Below are 18,026 nucleotides of genomic sequence, written 5' to 3'. Positions count from 1 at the left end.
TCATACCCAGCCCGCCTCCGCAGGCCGCCTTTCGCACGGCTCGGACGGCACCCACCGCATCTCACCGCCTTGGCCGCCGAGGCCGGGTGCGGCCTCTGAATCGACACCACTGTTTCCGGCGTCCCCTCCGTGCCGTCCGGGCTGCCGACGCGCGCCCGCAGCGAGCGGGCGCCTCTCGGAACGACCAGCCTTTCGCATCCGTGCGCCGCCGCCAGCTCAATCCGCGGACACCCCGCCTCGATCAATCGACCGGGAAAACGCCCTTGGCGCTCTTCCCCCGCCGCTCCTGAGCCGTCCCCACCCCATGGCCCCGAGCCGTGACACCCCATGGAGTACCCATGAACGACATCGACGTCCCCGTCCTCATCGTCGGCGGAGGCGGTGCGGGGCTCACCGCCTCCATGCTGCTCAGCCGCATGGGCATCGAGTCCCTGCTGGTCACCGCCTGGCCCAGCACCTCCGTCCTGCCCAAGGCCCACGTCCTCAACCAGCGCGCCATGGAGATCATGCGCGACGCCGGCGTGGCCGCCACCATCTACGCCGCCTCCACCCCGGCCGAGCAGATGTCCCACACCGCCTGGTACGTCGGTCTGGCAGGCGACCACGAAGACCACGGCCGCAGGGTCGCCAGGATGGAGGCTTGGGGAGCCGGCGGGCACTCTCCGGAGTGGCTCGCGGCCAGCCCCGAGCGACAGGCCAACCTGCCCCAGATCCGACTGGAGCCGGTCCTGCGCACCCGCGCCGAGGAACTCGCCACGGGCCGGGTCCGCTTCCACCACGAGCTGACGGCACTCGCCCAGGACGCCGAGGGCGTCACCGCCGCCGTCACCGACCGCGAGACGGGCGAGACCTACCGGGTGCGGGCCCGCTACCTGTTGGGCTGCGACGGCGGCCGCACCGTCGGCCCCGCCGTGGGCATCGTCCAGGAGGGCGTGCGCAACCTCGCCCGCGTAGTCTCCTTCCACCTCTCCGCCGACCTGTCCCGCTGGGCGCGCGACCCTGACGTGCTGATCCGCTGGCTGTGGCTGCCCGACCTCGGTATCCCCGGTGTTCTCGTGCCCATGGGCCCCAAGCACTGGGGTCCCGAGTCCGAGGAGTGGGTCTTCCACCTCAACTACGGGCCCGATGACGGTCGCGCGCTGGACGACGAGTCCGTACTGGCCGACCTGCGCACGGGGCTGGGCCTGAGCGAGGAGGACGTGACGGTCCACATGATCTCCCGCTGGACCCTGGAGGGCGTGGTCGCCGACCGCTACCGCGCCGGCCGCGTCCTGATCGCCGGCGACGCCGCCCACCGGCATCCGCCAACCGGCGGCCTCGGCCTCACCTCCGCCATGCACGATGTCCAGAACCTCACCTGGAAGCTCGCCGCCGTGCTGAAGGGCCATGCCGGCGACGCCCTGCTGGACACCTACGAGGCCGAGCGGCGACCGGCGGACGCCACCAACGTCCAGCGCTCGCTGGAGAACGCCATGAACCACATCGCCATCAACGCCCTCTTCGGCGGCGGGCCCGAGGCCGGCGAGGAGGAGAACTGGCGGCAGGCCCGCCGCCTGTGGAGCGAGGACCCCGCCGACACCGACTTCCGCCGCACGTTCCTGGCGGCCGTGGCCGCCCAGTCCATGGAGTTCAACGAACTGGGCGTCGAGTTCGGCTACACGTACGAGTCCGCGGCCGTCGTCCCCGACGGCACTCCCGCACCCGAGAACCCCGACCCGGTCCGCATCTACCAGCCCGCCGCCCGGCCCGGGCACCCGCTGCCCCACGCCTGGCTTGAGGACCTGGACGGCCATCGCGTGGCCCTGGCCCGCCTGGTGCGCCCCGGCCGCTTGCTGCTGATCGCCGGGGAGGACGGCCAGGCTTGGTGCGAGGCCGCCGAGAAGATCGCCACCACCAGCGGGCTGCCGCTCGACGCCATCCGTGTCGGCCACCTCGACGGGGACTACCGCGACCTGCGCTCCACCTGGACCACCGTCCGCGGGCACACCCCGCAAGGCGCCGTCCTGGTACGCCCGGACCGCTTCATCGGCTGGCGCACCCACGGTGCGGCCACCGACGCGGTCGCCGAACTGACCACCGCGCTGGACACCCTGCTGGCCCGGTAGGTGAATCCGCCACCACTGGTGCCACCCGCTCCGCCCCCCTTCCACCCCTTACTTGTGTCTCGCGACAGTGCCGCACACCGCCGTCGTGGGAGAGCCGCCCGAAGGGAATCTCAATGATGAGGTCAAGCCGTCTGCGTGTCCGGTGGGGTGGGGGTGAACAGTCTCTTGTCACGCAGCATCGCCCAGAGCACGTCGACGCGGCGTCGGGCGAGCGCAAGCAGGGCCTGGGTGTGGATCAGTCCCTCGGCACGCTTTCTGAGGTAGTAGTCCCGGGACGGGCCGGGCCGCATCATGGCAGTCTGGGCGGCCAGGTAGAAGATGTGCCGCAGGCGCCGGTTGTAACGCTTGGGCCGGTGGTAGTTGCCGGTGCGGCGGCCGGAATCGCGGGCGACTGGGGCCAGGCCGGCGTGCGAGGCGAGTCGGCCCGCGTCGCGGTAGCCGGACAGGTCGCCGACGATGGCGACGAACTCGGCGCCCAGGATGGGACCCATACCGGGCATCGACTCGATGATCTCGGCGCGGTCGTCGGCACGGAACGTCTCGCGGATCTCCCGGTCATTGTCCTTGATCCGCTCGTCCAGGGCCAGAAGCTGGTGGGCGAGGTCGCAGACCAGCTTGGCGGCCCGCTTCTCGCCCGGCAGCGCAGTCATCTGGGACTGGGCCGCCTCCACCGCTTTGGCGGCGACGGTGTCGGCGCCGCGGACCTTGCGGCGCTCGAGCCAGGTCGTCAGCCGCTTGACGCCGATCCGGCGCAGGCTGGCCGGGGTCTGATACTCAGTCAGCATCACCACCGGTCCCTTGGCCGCGGAGTAGTCGAAGGCCCGTTCCAGTGCGGGGCAGATTCCCACCAGCAGGTCGCGGAGCCTATTGATCAGCCGGACCCGGTCGGCGATCAGGTCGGCCCGGTAGTTGGTGAGGACCTGGAGCGTGGTGACCAGCTCCGCAGGCGTGCTCAGCGGGGTGAAGTCCCGGGGACGCATGCGGGCCTGGTCGGCGATGACGCGGGCGTCCTTGGCGTCGGTCTTGCCCTCGCCTTTGTAGGCGCCGGACATGCGGTTGACCGTCCGGCCGGGCACGTAGACGACCTGCTGGCCGTTCGCGATCAGCAGGGCCAGCAGCAGGGTGGCGGCCCGGCCGGAGATGTCCACCGCCCACCGCACCTCTTCAGCCCGTTCGCGGGCGGTCTCGATGAGCGTGAGGATCTGGGCCTCGTCGTTGATCACCTTCGTCGAGAAGAGCGTCTCGCCGTCGGCGTCGACCGCGACTGCCCAGTGATGTCCCTTGCCGGCGTCGATGCCGACCCATATCCGCGCGTGAGGCGTGCTCAAGCCCGTCGCTCCGTTCCACCGTGACCAGCACCTTCGTGGCCCGAGGAACACCCCGCCGACAGGTCCCTAACCAGCGATGACCGCAGTTCTCAATCAGTGGTCGGAGCGTCCCGGAGGACCGGGCGGCCATTCCTTCCGAGCCATCAACGGCAACCCATCATCAGCCACACCCGGTCCTCCCGGACCGCCAACATTCTTAGGGACCCGTCATGAACGACCCGACACCCACACCCGCCCCCACGGCGGACGCCCACCAGGGCCTGCACAGCGAACAGGGCGCCCTGCGCGGGGAGCACCCCGGCCGCGCGGTCCAGCCCGTCATCAAGGTGGTCGACCTGGCCTGGCTCGAGTTCCCCAAGCCCGACCTGGACCGCGCCGAGACCTTCGCCCACGACTTCGGCCTGACCACCGCCGCCCGCACCGACGACGCCCTCTATCTCCGCGGCGCCCTGGCCGGCACCCACTGCCTGATCATCCGCCGCGGCCCCTCCTCCCGGTTCATCGGCCCCGCCTTCCAGGCCGCCGACGCCGCCGACCTCGACCGGCTGGCGAGCGCCACCGGCCACAAGGTCCGCCCCCTCACCGAGCACGGCGGTGGCAGCGCGGTCGACCTGCTCGATCCCTCTGGCATCCCGGTCCGCGTCGTCCACGGCGTCACCGAGCAGCCCGCACAGCCGCTGCAACAGCCCCTGGTCCTCAACACAGGCACCACCACCGCGGCCGGCCGCATCAACGCCACCCAGCGCCCGCCTCGCAAACCCTCCCAGGTGCAGCGCCTGGGCCACGTCGTCCTCTCCACCCGGGTTTTCCGGCGTGCCCTGGACTGGTACCTGCAGCACCTCGGCCTGATCGTCAGCGACTTCCTCTACCTGGACGGGCAGCGCGACCGCGGCCCCACCATGGCCTTCATCCGCTGCGACCGCGGCAGCGAACCCGCCGACCACCACACCCTGGCCATGCACCTCGGCCCCGACACGGGCTACGTCCACTCCGCCTACCAGGTCGCCGACCTCGACACGCTGGCCGCCGGAGGCGAGTACCTGCGCGAACGCGGCTACCACCACTCCTGGGGCATCGGCCGGCACATCCAGGGCAGCCAGATCTTCGACTACTGGCGAGACCCCGACCGCTTCATGCTGGAGCACTACGCCGACGGCGATGTCTTCGACAACACACTGGAACCCGGCTGGGCCGCCATGTCCGCTTCCGGCCTGGCCCAGTGGGGCCCGCCCGCCACCCGGGACTTCCTCGGCACCACCCCCTCGCCGGGGGCGTTCATGCAGGCGATCTCCGCATTGCGCGAGGACAACGAGATCGACCGCGCCCGGCTGCTGGGCCTGATGAAAGCCCTGAGCAAGTGACCGCCGCCACCACCCCTGAGATGTACCCGTCGTGTTCATCGGTGCCGCGCCCACCGGGCTGACCGCCGCGACCCTCCTCACCCGTGCCACCTGGTCCGTGCATCCATCGGCTCCCGGATGCAGGACCTCGCCACTTCCCAGCAGTGGCTGGCGCATGCTCTGCAGCACCCAAAGAAGGGACGCTGTCGCCGAACTGAGCGGAGGCATTCAATCTGCTGCGCCAACCGTCCCAGCTGTCGCAGGGCTGTCGGGCGTTGTTCCGGGCGCTCCTCCCGCGGGCCGACCTGTCGGCGTGACCGCAGGAACCGCGATCTCCTGATCGCAGCAGGAGCGTTGCTCGGCCGGCAGGTGCTGCGTCAGCGGCTCGTGTCGGCGTCGCCGTCGTCATGGGAAGAACGCCGCGGTCTCCTGCCGCCCGGCGCCGAGTCGTCCTCTTGCTCTTGCAACAACTCAAGGAGTGCGGCATCCGCTCTTTTCTGGTCTTCCTTCGTCAGCTCGACCGGTGCGTTGTTGTAAACGGTGTAGCGATCTGGATCGATGATGTTGGCGGCCCTCAAGCTGAACGTCAGCAGGGGCCGCCAACCCTTGCGGTGGCCGACCCGCACCTGTATCTGGGCCTTGTAGTCACGGGCCTCCGGGAGGAATCCGGAAAACGGTGCCTCGAACTCGAGGAAGAGCTGTTGCGCTTCTCTGCCGGGCACGACGAATCCGGCGGGCAGCTTCGCCTCCTCGTCAGGCCCCGGTTGGAGCCGGGAAGGCGAGGACACCCACAGGAGGGGTAGATGAGAGGCGGGCTCATCAGGGAAGGTCAGGATGAGGTCCTGCACGACGATCGGCTTGGGACCGGTGTTGTGCAGGACGAGAGGCAGTCGTAGGCGTGCCGTGGAACCGTGGACGATCGCCGCGAAGGAATGAGGTTCCCACGCCTGCAGGCGTCCCTGTCGGGCGTTGAGCCACCAGAACGACGCGACGGTGAAGAGCAGTGCGCAGACTGATACCACACTGGCGCCGGTAAGCGATGAGGACGCGATCTGATCCGCCGCGACCGTCAGCGGAACCACAGAGTCAGTCTGCCAGCCCCGCCGTGGGCTCGCTAACAGGACGAGTGGCCGCCGACAGTCTCCCGGAACGGGTCAGAGGCCGGCGAGGAGTACGAGATACCAGGCGACCAGGGCCGCGCATGTCACCGCGGGGAGGAGTTTGGTCAGCCCGTCGCCCTTGCGTACGTGCGTGGTCACGGCACCGGCGAGCAGCATCAGCAGTCCAATGCCGGCCAGCCCGCCGCACAGCGGTACGACCGGGCCGAGGGCCACGCCGATGGCGCCCGCCAGCTCCAGGCCGCCGATGACCCGGTAGGCCGCGGTGGTGAAGCCGGCGTGGGCGGCGAGATCGGGCATCGGACCCAGGGCCAGGATCTTGGCCACGCCCAGCAGGGTGAAGATCAACGCGATGAGACAGGTCAGCGAGGCGGAGAGGATCACGAGACGCCCTCGGGGGTGTGCGGACGACGGGCCTGGCGGCGTTCGGCTCCCAGGCCGGCGAAGTAGGCGACGAGGTCCGGGTTGTCGACCGCCGAAGGGTTGAGGACCTCCTCGGCAGGGGCGCCCTGCAGCAGGCGCTTGACCGGGACCTCGAGTTTCTTGCCGGTTCTGGTGTGCGGGATGGCCGGTACGGCGAGGATCTCGTCGGGGACGTGGCGGGGTGAGGCGCCGGTGCGGATCGCGTCGCGGATCTTCTCGCGCAGGGCATCGTCCAGGACGTTCCCGTCCGCGAGGACGAGGAAGAGCGGCATCCAGTAGCCGCCGTCGGGTTCCTCCGCGCCGATGACGAGAGCCTCGGTGATCTCGGGGAGGCGTTCGACGATGTCGTGGATGTCGGCGCTGCCCAGGCGCACGCCGTTGCGGTTGAGGGTGGCGTCGGAGCGGCCGTGGATGATCACCGAGCCGTGACCGGTGAGCGTGATCCAGTCGCCGTGCCGCCACACGCCCGGGTAGGCGCTGAAGTAGGCGTCGCGGTAGCGGCTGCCGTCGGGGTCGTTCCAGAAGTACAGCGGCATGGAGGGCATCGGGCGGGTGACGACCAGTTCGCCGACCTGGTCGACGACCGGCCGTCCCGCGCCGTCGTACGCCGCGAGCGCCACGCCGAGGTTGGGAGCCGACAGCTCACCCGCCCACACCGGGGTGGTGGGGGCGCTGCCGGCGAAGGCGGAGACGACGTCGGTACCGCCGCTGGTGGAGGCCAACTGGATGCCTGCGCCGACGTGGTCGCGGACCCAGTGGTAGGCGGATGCGGGCAGGGTGGAGCCGGTGCTGCCGATGGCGCGGACGGCCGCCAGGTCGTGCACGGAGGGTTCGATGCCCAGCTTGGCCATGGCCAGCAGGTACTGGGGGCTGGTGCCGAAGACGGTGACCTTGTGGCGGGCAGCCAGCTCCCACAGGACGTCCGGGCGCGTCACCGGCGCGGGGCTGCCGTCGTAGGTGCAGGTGGTGGCGCCGGTCAGCAGGGTGGAGACGACGAGGTTCCACATCATCCAGTGGGTGGTGGTGTACCACAGCAGGCGGTCGCCGACGCCCAGGTCGCTGTGCAGGCCCAGGGTCTTGAGGTGCTCCAGCAGGACGCCGCCGTGGCCGTGGACAATGCCCTTGGGCAGGCCGGTGGTGCCGGAGGAGAAGACGATCCACAGCGGGTGGTCGAACGGCACCGGAGTGATCCCGAGGTACTCGGTGCGGCCGGCCGCGTCCTCCCAGGGAACCGTCAGGCCCGCGGCCCGGGTCTCGGACCACGCAAGGCCCAGGTGATCCACGACAACGGTGGCCTTGAGCGTGGGAAGGGCGTCGGCCAGTTCGAGGGAAGCGGCGCGGCGGTCGTGGCGGGTGCCGTTGAAGAGGTAGCCGTCCGCCGTGATGAGCACCGTGGGTTCGAGCTGGGCGAAGCGGTCGGCGGCGGCCTTGGGCGCGTAGTCCTGGCCGCACACCGACCACACCGCGCCCAGGCTGGCCGTGGCGAGGAAGGCGATGACGGCGTGGGGGGTGTTGGGCAGGTAGCCGACCACCCTGTCGCCCTGTCCGACGCCCAGGTCGCGCAGGGTGGCGGCGACGGAGGCGACCTGGGCGCGCAGCTGTCGGCCCGTGATCTCGTAGGCGGCTCCGGTCTCGTCCAGCGCGGTGATCGCGGGTGCGTCCGGGTGCAGGGTGCGCAGCGCGTGGTGGGCGTAGTTGAGGGTGGCGCCGGGGAACCAGCGGGCGCCGGGCATGGTCTCCTCGGCCAGCACCCGCTCGTACGGTGTGGTCGCCTCGATGTCGAAGTATTCCCAGACCGCGGCCCAGAAGCCTTCCAGGTCGGTGACGGACCAGTGGTGCAGGGCCTGGTAGTCGGTGGGGTCCTGGATGCCGTCGGCGCCCTGGTGCCGGGCGGCCCAGCGGGCGAAGTCCGCGATGCGGCTGCCGGCGGCCGCTTGGGGGTCGGGCGGAAGGAAGGGCTCCGGACAAGGCGTGGCGTGCGGGGTGGTCATGGTCTGGTGTTCCTCGTCAGGGTGCGGGCGGGGCTTCGGCGGGGCGGCGGGCCGTGTGCAGCAGGGGAGCCCAGGCGGCGGCGTCGGTGAAGTGGCCGGTGCCGGTGGGGACGGTGTCCAGTACGACGCGGTCGGGGCGCAGCAGGGCGGCGTCGGCCCGGCCGCGTGCCAGCCAGGCGGCCAGGGTGCCGTCGTCGTCCAGGTCGCCGACATGGATCACGGAGGCGTCCAGGGCCGTGGCCACGCCCGTCATGCGCGGGGTGGGAGGCACAGCGGTCAGGAGGGCGAAGGAGTCCCCGAGGATGTCGTCGAGGCGCTCTCGCCTGCCGTCGTACAGCACCCAGGGTTGTGGGCAGAAGGTGCCGGCCAGGGAACGGCCGGTCAGCCGGGGGCGGCGTCGTACCAGCGGATTGGCGGTCAGCGCGGGACTGAGGTCGCGGCTCACCGCCGCGGTCACGCCGGGGATGCGGCATACCGCGCCCACGACGGCCCGGCGGATGGCCGCTCCGCGGTCCTGTCCGCCGGTCATGGCCCAGCCGACGGCGACCGCGAGGCGGATCACATGGCGGGCGTGCGGCTTGCGCTCCTGCTCGTAGGTGTCCAGCAACCGGTCGTCCGCGCCCTGCTGGAGGACGCGGGCGAGTTTCCAGGTGAGGTTGCGGGCGTCGCGCAGGCCCGCGCACAGGCCCTGCCCGATGAAGGGCGGGGTGAGGTGGGCCGCGTCGCCCAGCAGGAAGACGCGTCCCCGGCGCCACCGGTCGGCGAGACGGGCCCGGAAGGTGTACCGCGCCTGCCGGATCACCTCGAAGTCGTCGCCCTCGTGGGCGGCGGACGGCAGGTCGACCCAGGGGGCGACCAGCTCGTGCAGCTGCTCCAGCCCTTCCGGGCCGTCCAAGGGCTCACCCTCGGCCAGCCGGAACTCCCAGCGGTAGCGGTCCTCGCCGACTCGCATGAAGGTGGCCGGCCGGGTGGGGCAGCAGATCTGCTCGGCGCCTTCCCAGGTGCGCACCGGGAGGCTGGTGCGTACGTCGATGACCCGCCAGCTCTCCTCGAAGTGCAGGTCCTCCCACACGGCGCCGATGGCGTCGCGGGTGAGGCTGCCGGCGCCGTCGCAGCCGAGCACCGCATCGGCCCACACGTGCTCGTCCTCGTCGCTGCCGTCGCGGCGGAAGGTGACCCGGACCGGAGCCGTTCCGTCGGTGTCCTGGCTGACGGACACGACCTCCACCCCGCCCTGCAGCTCACACTCGGGGCGACGGGCCAGGGCGTCGCGCAGCAGCCGTTCCAGCTCCGGCTGGTCGAACATGCTGGTCTGGGGGAAGCCGTGGTGTCCGTGCAGGGACCGCGGGAACTCGGCGATCACGCGACGCCGGGCGTCCAGCAGCCGCAACCCGGGCGCCGGTCGGGCGAGGGCGGCGAACTCCTCGTGGACGCCGACGCTCTGCAGGATCCGGCGAACCTCGTCGTCCACGACGACGGCACGCGGCAGCGGGTAGACGTCCCGGTGACGTTCGAGAAGCAGGCTGCGCACCCCGTACCGGGCGAGCAGGAGCGCGGCCGTGACGCCCACGGGTCCGGCACCGATGATGACCACCGGCCTCCTCGCTGCGGCGCTCACCTCGCGTCCGCCACAGCGGTCCGCTGCTCGCCCAGGTCGATCCGCCCGTCGGGGGTGGCGATCGTGGCGGTGACGAGGTCGCCGTCGCGCAGGTACAGGGGGTTCCTGGCCTGGCCGTTGAAGAACGCCTTCCACTTCAGCGCGGGCGGCAGCAGCGCGGCGATCTTCTCGACCGGCTTGGGCGGGGCCTTCAGGGCGGTACCGCCGGGCGTACCGGTCAGCAGCAGGTCGCCCGGGTCGAGGGTCTGGAAACGGGCGAGCAGGGTGAGCGCCTGCGCGGGCCGCACGATCATGTCGGCCAGGGTGCGGTCCTGACGCGTTACACCGTTGACCGACAGCCGCAGTCGCAGGTCGATCAGACGGTCGAAGTCCTCCGGCTCCAGCAGGGCCAGGTACGGGCCCGTCGGTGTGAAGGTGGGGTAGGACTTGCTCTCGTAGAACTGGGTCTTGGTCAGCTGGACGTCGCGGGCGCTGACGTCGTTGGTGAGGACGAGCCCGGCGACGTACGAAGGAAGGTCCTGCTCCTTCACGACTGTGCCCACCGGAAGCGTCGCGCCCATGACGAGGCCGAGTTCGACTTCGTAGTCGAGGAAGTTCACGTGTGCCGGGCGGACGATCGTGTCGTGCGGGCCGCTGACCGAGCCGGACGCCTTGCGGAAGAAGGTGGGCGGTATGTCGCCCGTGAAGCCCGAATCCTTGGCGTGGCTGCGGTAGTTGACCATCTGGGCGACCACCCGGCAGGGGGTGGTGACCGGGGGCAGCGCCACCAGGTCGGCGACCGGCGTGCCGCTCTCGCCGGAGGCGGCGGCCTCCCGGACGGCGGCCCGGTCGGCGAGCAGTTCGGCGGTGGTGACCGCCTTGGTCTCGATGCGGACGGCGCGCTCGTTTCGGACGGCCCACCAGCCGTCGGGGGTGCGCAGCACGTTGGTGCTCATGAGCTCATCGCTTTCATCAGGCCCAGCAGGCGTGCGGGGTCGAGTTCGTTGTCGCCACGCAGGGCCGTCATGACCTCGCGGAGCTTGGCGGGTGAGGGGCTGGCGCCCAGGAAGTCGCGGGTGACCGGCGGTCCCCACTGCGCGAGGCCGCTCGCCGACATAGGCGCCCAGCCGGGTTCGAGGTCGCAGGAGAACAGGTCGCCGTCGGCGAAGTGCTCCAGCATGAAGTGGTCGGGGTCGCGCCAGTAGTCGAAGAGCTGGCTGCCCTGGATGTGCCGGCCGATGCCCCAGCTGCGCTTGTAGCCGCGCTCGGCCAGGTACTCGCCGCCGGCGGCGATCGCGTCGAGGTCGGTGACCTGGTAGGCGGAGTGGACGTAGCCGGTGCCCGGCCCGAGGTGCAGGGCGAGGGTGTGGTGGTCCACGGGCAGGCTGCCCTGGTCGCAGCGGATGAACGCCATGGTCGGCCCGCGCTGGCGCTGCCCGTCCAGGAACAGGAAGTCGGACACGATCATGCCAAGGGTGTCCAGGTACCAGTCCAGGGTGCGGGTGAACGTCCGTGTCTCCAGCACCACGTGGCCGAGGCGCTGGATGCGGGACGGCTCACGGGGCGGGCGCTGGGTGGTGTTCGTACGACGGCCTTCGATGCCGGTGTTGAGGATCAGCGGCTGCTGCCCGGGCAGCGCGGGCAGCGGTTCGGCGCAGTGCACCACCCGGACCGGGAGTCCCGAGGGATCGAACAGGGCGACCGACCGGCCGCCGCCGGGGACGTCGATGTCCCGGACGGTGTGTCCGACGGCGGCGGCCAGCCGGTCCACATCGGCCCGCTCGGCCGCGCGGAACGCCGGCCCGAGGAAGCGGGACGCCCGCCCACGCCGGATGACCATGCAGGGCGAGCCCGCGAACGTGCCGCGCAGCCACAGCTCGTGATCGGTGCGGGCGGCGATCGCGAAGCCGAAGTCACGGGCGAACACCTCGGCCCGGTCCAGGTCCGGCTTCTCGAACTCCAGCCAGGCCAGGTCCGCCACTTTGATCAGGGGATTCCGGGCTCGTCCGGGGTGTTCACCGCGTAGGGCGCCCTGCTCACTGTGGAGGTCTTGGTGGGGCGTCAGAGGACCGCCCTTGTTAACGGGGATGTGGGACATGGTGTCCTCCAAGCAACACTGCCGTAATGAGGAAATCATCAACTCTGCTGTTTCTCGTCGTCAATAGGCACAGCCCAAATAATTGAGGATCTCATCAGTAATGGCAGCGTCATCGTTGCGACGGTTACACTGGCCGCATGCCGACGTCAGCCCCGCCCAAGAACCGCTTCGAGCGACGCCGTGCCGAGACCCGCCAGGCGCTCGTCCGCGCGGCCCGGCAGATCCTCGCGGAAACCGGGGACACGAGCGTGAGCATCCAGGCCATCGCCGAGCGCGCCGATGTCGGCTTCGGGTCCTTCTACAACCACTTCGAGTCGAAGACGGAGCTGTTCGACGCGGCGGTGACGGACGCCCTGGAGGAGTTCGGGCAGGTCATCGACGCGCGCGTGGAAGGCATCGACGACCCCGCCGAGCTGGTCGCGGCCGGCTTCCGGCTCACCGCCCGGATGGCCGACTCCCATCCGGAACTCATGCGGATCCTGCGCGACCGCGGCTTGGCCCACATCCACTCCGACCGCGGCCTCGCCCCACGTGCCCTGCGCGACCTGGAGATCGGCATCGCCTCGGGCCGTTTCTCCTGCGGCAACGCCACCACCGCCCTGTCCGCCCTGGGCGGCACCCTGCTGTCCCTGGTGGCTCTGCGGCTGGACCGCCCGGACCTGGACGGCGACGAGGCCGCCTCCGACCTGGCCGAGATGGTCCTGCGCATGCTCGGCCTCGCTGCGGACGACGCCCACGAGGTCACCCGTCGCCCGCTGCCCGAACTCGCCCGATGACCTCCTGCACCTGAAGCGCGGCCCTCTGTGGTGCTACGCCGGCGGCGACGAGGAACGCGGTTGCCGCGGCCTCACCAGTGGGGTCCGCCCACGGGCATGCGGCGTTCTCCTCGGCGAGGGCCAGCATGAGTGCCTCCAGTGCTTGGGCGAGCACGGGTGCTGGAAGGTGGTCCGCGAAGACGCCTTCGCGCTGACCGCGCCGTAGGGTTGCGACGGCTTCTGCGCGGGCCGGTGCCAGGGTGGTGCGGATCTCGTCCTCTCCCAGATGGCGCCGTCCCAAGGTGATGAGCATGCGGTAGTGGTCGCCCACCGTCCATGCCGCCAGCACCATCCGTGTCATCGCCTCGACCGGGTCGGCATCCGCGGTACGGGCTCTGGCGAACGCCTGCCGGAGTTCACGGCCTGCTTCCTGTGTCAGGTCGGCGATCAGCGCATGCCGGCTGGGGAAGTGTCCGTAGAGGGTGCGCCGGGCGACGCCGGCCGCCTGAGAGATGCTGTCGAGACTCGCGTCCGGGTCCTCCCGCAGTTTCCGCCGGGCGGTCGCGAGGATGCGTCGGCGGTTGGAGTGAGCATCCCTGCGCTGCACAGTACGGCCCGGGGTGTCGGTCGTCTGCATGGTTTTGTCTCTTCACGGTTGCCGGAAAGCCGTGGGCGCCGGTGTTCCCTCACGCACCGGCGCCCACTCACCCCTGCCCAGGGTGGTCTGTGGTCCTGCTGACGGGCGTCAGGGGACGAGGATGAGGCGGATGGGGTCGCCGATCTTGTTCTCCAGTCGGTGGACGGCGTCGGCGGCTTCGATGAGCGGGATGTGGTCGGTGATGGAGGGGGCCAGGTCGAGGCGGCCGGTCGCGGTCAGCTGTACCAGCTCGGTGACGGACTCGGGGAAGCCGCCGTAGTGGCCGCGGACCTGCTTCTGCAGGTAGTTGAAGGTCAGGCCCTCGGTGATGGTGAGCGGCCGGGGTGTGATGCCGACCAGGATGAGGGAGCCGCCGAGGCCGAGTACGGAGGCGGCCTGGTCGCGGACGGCGGGGACGCCGGCGCAGTCGAAGGCGAAGTCGAGGCCGCGTCCGCCGGTGGCTGCGTGGACCTGGTCGGCGAAGTCGGGGGCTGCCGGGTCGAGCGCGAGGTCGGCGCCGAAGGCGAGGGCGCGCTCGCGGGCGCTGGGCAGGGGGTCGACGGCGATGATCGGGGCGGCGCCGACCAGGCGGGCGAGGCGTACGTTGTGCGCGCCGACTCCGCCCACGCCCCAGACGCCGACGGACTGGGCGGCACGGACGCCCGCGGTGGCGACGACGGCGGCGTAGGGGGTGGAGACCGCGTCGGGGATGATCGCGGCCTGGTCGAAGGGGAGGCTGTCGGGGATGGGGATGAGGGTGTCCTCGCGGGCGATCACGTACTCGGCCCAGCCGCCGTCGTAGTCGATGCCGGCGGTGAGCATCTGGGTGCAGGGGCGGTGGCGCACGCATCCGGCGCACGTGCCGCAGGTCTTGCCGGCCTCCAGGGTGACGCGGGTGCCGACGGGCAGGCCGCGCTTGAGGTCGGGGCCGTGCGTGTGGATGACGCCGGAGACCTCGTGGCCGACGGTGATGGTGTCGGAGGTGGCGAACAGCGGGACGAGGGAGCCGTCGAGGAGGTGGACGTCGGAGAGGCAGACGCCGGCGGCCTTGACCTCGATGAGGACCTCGCCCGGGCCCGGCACGGGGATCGGGACCTCTTCCACGGCGAACTTCTTGCTGTCCAGGTGGAAGCGTCCGGCGAGCATGGTGTCCATGGTGATTTGCTTTCTGTGAGCGGCACGGCCCGGTGGTTCGGGCCATGGGTGCCATGGGGTGTCTGAATGGCTGGTGGGGCCGGGAGGCGTGCGGGGGAGGCAGGACGTCCGCACGCCTTCCGGCGGCTGGGGGTCAGCGCGCCTTGACGGCGTGCGACGGTCAGGCGAAGACGTCCTGCTGGTAGCGCTCGTCCGCTTCGAGCTGGGCGAGCCACTGCTGGGCGGTCTCGTCGTCGCTGCCGGTCTTCTGGCGGTGGATGGCGGCGAGGGCCTCGCGGACGGCGGGGGCCATGCGGCGGCCGTCACCGCAGACGTAGATGTACGCGCCGTGCTCGATGGTCTGCCACACCGCGTCGGCGGCATGGGCGATGGCGTTCTGCACGAACCGGGCCGGGTGGCCGGTGACCGCGGAGTAGGCGGTGTGGATCTGGGCGATGCCGGCCTGCTCCCAGTCCTGCATCTCCTGGCGGTAGAAGTAGTCGTGCTCCGGGTGGCGGCAGCCGACGAACACCTGGGACAGGCCGACCTGGGTGCCGTTCGCGTGCTGTGTCGCCCGCTCCTCCAGGAAGCCGCGCAGCGGTGCGATGCCGGTGCCGGGGCCGATGAGGATCAGTGGCGTGGCGGGGTCGGCGGGCGGGGCGAAGGTGGGGGAGGGCACGCGCACGTAGCCGTAGACGACGTCACCGGGCTCGAGGCCCGCGATGTAGGAGGAGCAGGTGCCGCGGTACTGGCCGTCGCCGGACAGGGCCGGGCCCTCCAGCAGGCCGACGGTCAGGCGCACATGGCGCGGGTTGGCCGACGGGGCGGAGGAGATGGAGTAGAAGCGCGGGCGGATGGGGCCCATCATCTCCAGGAAGACCGCCAGCGGCAGCTCGACGGCCGGGAAGCGCTCCAGCAGGCCCAGCACCGAGATGCGCTTGCCGAGGATCTCCTTGCTGTAGCGCTCCTCGGCCTCCTCCGTTTCGGCGATGTACGCCTGGAGCTGCGGCCGGGTCCACGGGCACTCGGTGTACTCGGCGAGCGTCTGGATCTGGGACCGGGTGGCCACGTCCTGCAGCTCCAGGAACTCGGTGAGCAGGATGCCGGCGGTGACCGGGGTGCCGACCGGCAGGTGGGTGCGGCCACCGGCCGGCTGGTCGAGCCGGAGCACCTGGTCGTAGTCGACGCCGAGCCGCCTCAGTGCGCGCTCCACCAGGGCGAGTTCGTTCTTGGCGAAGACGGCCAGGTGGTTGCCGGTGTCGTAGGTGACGCCCTCGGGCAGCTCGAAGGTGATGGACTTCGCGGACGGGCGCGGCGGCTCGATGGCGAAGTCCCACAGGCCGGTCGCGTCGGCCACGAGCTCGTCGTTGGCGACCACGGTGAGCGGGTAGGCCTGCTCGGAGACGATGGCGGGGCGCACGTCGGACTCGGTGAGCAGCTGGACCTGGTAGCGCGGGCCGCTCGCCTGGGAAGTGTCGGCGGCGTACTCCTCGGCCAGGGTCGCCCACAGGTTGTCCATCCACCGCGTGGCCATGCCGTCGAAGTCACCGGCGGCGTCCGCGATGCCGCGCTCGACGATGGGGGTTGCGCCGGCGGCCAGCAGACCTTCCTCGATCCGCTTGGGGAACGCCTGGTAGGTGGCCACCCACTGCGTGTTGCCCGCGCCGAGCAGGGCGTAGCGCACGTTGCTCAGGGAGCCTTCGGGCAGTCCGGCGGCGAGCAGGTCGTCGAAGCGCTGGGCGTTGTCGGGGGCCTTGCCGTTGTAGCTGGCGGCGACGACCACCAGCAGGCCCTCGGTGGGCAGGTTGTCACCCAGCTCGTCCAGGCTCACCAGCGTGGTGCCGAAGCCGGAGCGCTCACTGCGGTCGGCGATGGTGCGCGCCAGGTCCTCGCACGAGCCGAGGCTGGAGCCGTAGGCGACGGTCAGGTTCACCCCGACACCGCTGACCGCTGCCTGCGCCTGCGTGTCGCCGGTCTGCACGTCCGCGGCGCCGAAGACGGTCCGCTCGTGCTCCTGACGACGGCGGACGATCAGCTCGAAGTTGCCGGGCTTGCGCGTCAGCGCCTCCCGGGGGTCCATCTTGTAGTCGCTGGTGTCGGAGAACTTGAACTTCTGCAGCACCAGCGCCAGGGCCAGGCGGGCCTCGACGAGCGCGAACTGGCGGCCGATGCAGGCGCGTATGCCGTTGCCGAACGGCTTGTAGGCGTGCGGGTGCTGCTGGACGCGGTTCTCCGGCAGCCAGCGATCGATGTCGAACTCGTCCGGCCGCTCCCACGCCTTGGGGTGGGTGTGCAGCGGGCCCTCCAGGATGAGGACCTTCGCACCCTTCTTCAGCTCGTAGTGGCCGCCGATGACGGTGTCCTCCCGCGCCGTCTTGCCGAACGACGGGATGGGAGCCCACAGGCGCAGGGTCTCGTCCAGGATCCGCGGGATGACGTCCAGCTGCATGATCGTGTCATAGTCCGGGACCGTGTCACCGGGCATCAGCCGGTCCACCTCGGCGTAGGCCTGGGCCAGCACGTGCGGGTTGCGCATCAGCGAGTACGTGGCGAACGACAGCAGACCGCTGGTGGTCTCGTGACCGGCGATCAGGAACGTCAGCACCTGGTCGCGCACGTTGTCGTCGTACAGCCGCTTGCCGGTCTCCGGGTCGGTGGCCTCCAGCATCAGGCCCAGCAGGTCCTCCTCACCACCGCCCTTCCCCTCGCGGCGCTCCTTGATCACGCTCTCGACCAGCTCCTGCATCAGCCGGACGTTCTCGCCGTACTTCTTGGCATCGGCCTTGCGCAGCTTGGTCATCATCGGCAGCTCCTGCGAGCGCCGCAGCGACTCCACCAGCGCGCCCAACAGCGCGTTGAGGAAGGGGTGCAGCTCCTCCTTCTCGAAGGAGTCGAACCGGTAGCCGAACCCCGACAGGGCGATCGTGTCCAGCGTCAGCCGGGTGTAGTCGTCGGTGATGTTGACCGACTGACCCTCCTTGCGCTCCCACTTGCCCGCCAGGTTCTGGGCGATCTCCAGCATCTGCCCGAAGTAGTTCCTCATGGCCCGCTGACTGAACGCCGGCAGGAGGATCCGGTGCGCCATGCCCCATTCCTCCTCGTGCTGGTGGGCCGTGAACAGGCCCGCGCCCGCGAAGTCCCGGACATGCTGCAGCGGCGTCTTCTCGATCTGCTTGAAGAACCGCGTCTCGTCGGAGACCTCGGCCACCAGGTCCGGGTCGTAGACGAAGATCTGCTCGACACCGGCGATGTCCAAGCCGTAGATGCCCTCGGGGAACTGCTTGGACAGCTCGGCGAAGTACTCCACCGGGTTGGTGTCGGGGATCTGCGGCGTGTTGCCGAGGAGGGGGATCCCACGCGGGGACCGGATGGGGCGAAGGTCGTTCGCGGAGTGCGTGGTCATGACTTGCTCCTCTGCGTGGAGGGGGATGGGCAAGGGCGCGCTGCTCAGGCGATGCCGTGGCGCCGTACGGAAACATACGCCGTATGGAATTGGTACC

Annotated in this window: 13 protein-coding genes; 3 read left to right on the top strand and 10 right to left on the bottom strand. The window is 70.7% G+C overall.

Features of this window, described 5'->3' with window-relative positions; all coding sequences use genetic code 11:
- Nucleotides 1-338 precede the first annotated feature (338 nt).
- Entirely contained in the window at nt 339-2,105 is a 1,767-nt protein-coding gene (locus ACQPXS_RS08580; protein ID WP_433448512.1) for an FAD-dependent monooxygenase, read from the top strand.
- Nucleotides 2,106-2,227: 122 nt separating this feature from the next.
- On the opposite strand, the gene ACQPXS_RS08575 is transcribed toward ACQPXS_RS08580, so the two are convergent.
- The gene (locus tag ACQPXS_RS08575) at nt 2,228-3,433 is read right to left on the bottom strand and encodes an IS110 family transposase (protein WP_433445832.1); all 1,206 of its coding nucleotides are present in this window, start codon (nt 3,431-3,433) and stop codon (nt 2,228-2,230) included.
- 209 nt (nt 3,434-3,642) lie between these two features.
- On the opposite strand from ACQPXS_RS08575, the gene ACQPXS_RS08570 reads away from it, so the two are divergent.
- A complete protein-coding gene (locus ACQPXS_RS08570) occupies nt 3,643-4,794 on the top strand; it encodes a VOC family protein (RefSeq protein WP_433448510.1) in 1,152 nt (383 codons plus the stop codon).
- Nucleotides 4,795-5,150: 356 nt separating this feature from the next.
- On the opposite strand, the gene ACQPXS_RS08565 is transcribed toward ACQPXS_RS08570, so the two are convergent.
- The 6 genes from ACQPXS_RS08565 to ACQPXS_RS08540 form a co-directional block, all read right to left on the bottom strand.
- Nucleotides 5,151-5,855: a hypothetical protein gene (locus ACQPXS_RS08565; RefSeq protein WP_433448508.1), complete on the bottom strand. Its 705-nt coding sequence runs from the start codon at nt 5,853-5,855 to the stop codon at nt 5,151-5,153.
- A gap of 72 nt (nt 5,856-5,927) precedes the next feature.
- Nucleotides 5,928-6,275 (bottom strand): DoxX family protein, encoded by a 348-nt coding sequence (locus ACQPXS_RS08560; RefSeq protein ID WP_433448506.1) that lies wholly within the window; start codon nt 6,273-6,275, stop codon nt 5,928-5,930.
- The gene (locus tag ACQPXS_RS08555) at nt 6,272-8,305 is read right to left on the bottom strand and encodes an acetoacetate--CoA ligase (RefSeq protein ID WP_433448504.1); all 2,034 of its coding nucleotides are present in this window, start codon (nt 8,303-8,305) and stop codon (nt 6,272-6,274) included. The genes ACQPXS_RS08560 and ACQPXS_RS08555 overlap by 4 nt, the downstream gene beginning before the upstream one ends.
- Before the next feature lie 16 nt (nt 8,306-8,321).
- Nucleotides 8,322-9,923: a bifunctional 3-(3-hydroxy-phenyl)propionate/3-hydroxycinnamic acid hydroxylase gene (locus tag ACQPXS_RS08550; RefSeq protein ID WP_433448502.1), complete on the bottom strand. Its 1,602-nt coding sequence runs from the start codon at nt 9,921-9,923 to the stop codon at nt 8,322-8,324.
- Nucleotides 9,920-10,858 carry a fumarylacetoacetate hydrolase family protein gene (locus tag ACQPXS_RS08545; RefSeq protein ID WP_433448500.1) on the bottom strand — a complete coding sequence of 313 codons (939 nt, stop codon included), beginning with the start codon at nt 10,856-10,858 and terminating at the stop codon, nt 9,920-9,922. The genes ACQPXS_RS08550 and ACQPXS_RS08545 overlap by 4 nt, the downstream gene beginning before the upstream one ends.
- Nucleotides 10,855-12,000: a VOC family protein gene (locus ACQPXS_RS08540; RefSeq protein WP_433448498.1), complete on the bottom strand. Its 1,146-nt coding sequence runs from the start codon at nt 11,998-12,000 to the stop codon at nt 10,855-10,857. Before ACQPXS_RS08540 ends, ACQPXS_RS08545 begins: the two co-directional genes overlap by 4 nt.
- Before the next feature lie 137 nt (nt 12,001-12,137).
- Between ACQPXS_RS08540 and ACQPXS_RS08535 the strand changes: the two genes are divergently transcribed.
- Nucleotides 12,138-12,776, top strand: a complete 639-nt coding sequence (locus tag ACQPXS_RS08535) for a TetR/AcrR family transcriptional regulator (RefSeq protein ID WP_433448496.1) — start codon at nt 12,138-12,140, stop codon at nt 12,774-12,776.
- Here ACQPXS_RS08535 and ACQPXS_RS08530 read toward each other — a convergent pair.
- From ACQPXS_RS08530 to ACQPXS_RS08520, 3 genes are all read right to left on the bottom strand, one after another.
- Nucleotides 12,742-13,392, bottom strand: coding sequence for a TetR/AcrR family transcriptional regulator (locus tag ACQPXS_RS08530; RefSeq protein WP_433448494.1), 651 nt, complete (start codon nt 13,390-13,392; stop codon nt 12,742-12,744). The two genes, ACQPXS_RS08535 and ACQPXS_RS08530, sit on opposite strands and share 35 nt — an antisense overlap.
- 108 nt (nt 13,393-13,500) lie before the next feature.
- Nucleotides 13,501-14,547, bottom strand: coding sequence for a zinc-binding dehydrogenase (locus ACQPXS_RS08525; protein ID WP_433448492.1), 1,047 nt, complete (start codon nt 14,545-14,547; stop codon nt 13,501-13,503).
- A 160-nt stretch (nt 14,548-14,707) separates the two neighbouring features.
- Nucleotides 14,708-17,929, bottom strand: coding sequence for a bifunctional cytochrome P450/NADPH--P450 reductase (locus tag ACQPXS_RS08520; protein WP_433448490.1), 3,222 nt, complete (start codon nt 17,927-17,929; stop codon nt 14,708-14,710).
- Between the last annotated feature and the right edge of the window lie 97 nt (nt 17,930-18,026).

Source organism: Streptomyces sp. CA-142005, assembly GCF_050942335.1.
Classification (GTDB): domain Bacteria; phylum Actinomycetota; class Actinomycetes; order Streptomycetales; family Streptomycetaceae; genus Streptomyces.
This window is presented reverse-complemented; position numbering and strand designations above follow the sequence as displayed.